Source organism: Pseudomonas sp. ANT_H4, from assembly GCF_008369295.1.
Classification (GTDB): domain Bacteria; phylum Pseudomonadota; class Gammaproteobacteria; order Pseudomonadales; family Pseudomonadaceae; genus Aquipseudomonas.
Genome location: NZ_VOBG01000077.1, coordinates 1 through 1124, shown reverse-complemented (window position 1 = coordinate 1124; position 1124 = coordinate 1). Strand labels below are relative to the sequence as shown.

The following is a 1124-nucleotide window of genomic DNA, read 5'->3' as shown; positions in this document are numbered from 1 at the left end:
CCACCTGAGGTGAAGATTTTCGCCTCGCATCGCGACGATCGCCCTGAAATCACGGCCGGTGCAGATATTAGTTTCACCGAGCCTCGTGGTGCTGAAGAGCGGATCTCGTGGGTGATTTCGACTGCACGCACCTATGGCATCAAAGTAATCCTGGCAGGTCGATTGGGGGGTGTATTTGAGCAGGCCCGGGCTCGATTCGAGGAAGCTGGCCTGGTGCTGGTAACCGGTGGGACATCGATGCGAACCTTCGACCTCGTTGATGACAAGAGCAGGTTTACTGCTGAGGCAGAGCGTGCTGGCTTGGCTTGCGTGCCGGCGATCACTGCTACGAATGCTGAGGATATGTTTGCTGCTTACGAAACTCTTTCGGCGTCGGGTGAGGTCTGCGTAAAACCTGCAGTCGGCATCTATGGCCAAGGCTTTTGGCGTTTCAAAGAGGGTGCTGATCCCTTTCGCTGCTTTGCTGATCCCGATGCACGGGTTGCGAATTTCGCTACATACATGCGTGCTTACAGCGAAAGAGCAACGCCGCCAGCGATGCTTGTGATGCCTTACATGCCCGGGAGCGAGTGTTCGGTCGATATGGTCTGCGAGGCTGGCCGAGCGATCGCGTTCGTGGCCCGGAGGAAGACCGGCGTCCATCAGATTTTTGAAAACGATGGTGCAGCGGTTGAGCTTGCACTCAAAGCGGCCGAGCATTTCCAGTGTGACGGCATTGTGAACGTTCAGACAAAGGATGATGCGCAGGGTATACCCCACTTGTTGGAAATCAACCCGCGCTACTCTGGTGGCGTTGGTTATACCCGGGAGGCTGGCGTCAATTTGGCGGGCATATTTGCTACTCGCCGCCTGAATCTCCCTGAGCCAGCTACCGTTTGGCGGCCAGACGTACGTGTGAAAGGGGTCACCGTTGCAGCTGTAGTGCCAAAATGACATCCTGAGGCATCGAGAAACCTGAAGTTTGGTACCATTGCAGCGCGGTGGTTTTAGCACTCAAGGAGTAATCAAGGAATGATGGTGCTCGCGCCAGGCGTAAACACCGCGGTATCAGGTGCACGGAGTGAATGGACTCTGGAATGCGGAAACTCCTCGGCTTTCGGGGAGTACGCGGCGATTGCCATACT

1 protein-coding gene is annotated in these 1124 nt (G+C 56.0%); it reads left to right on the top strand.

The genetic code is table 11. The features are described from left to right. A partial coding sequence (locus FQ182_RS29610; RefSeq protein WP_149494086.1) for an ATP-grasp domain-containing protein occupies positions 1-933 on the top strand: 933 nt, incomplete at its 5' end. Between the last annotated feature and the right edge of the window lie 191 nt (positions 934-1124).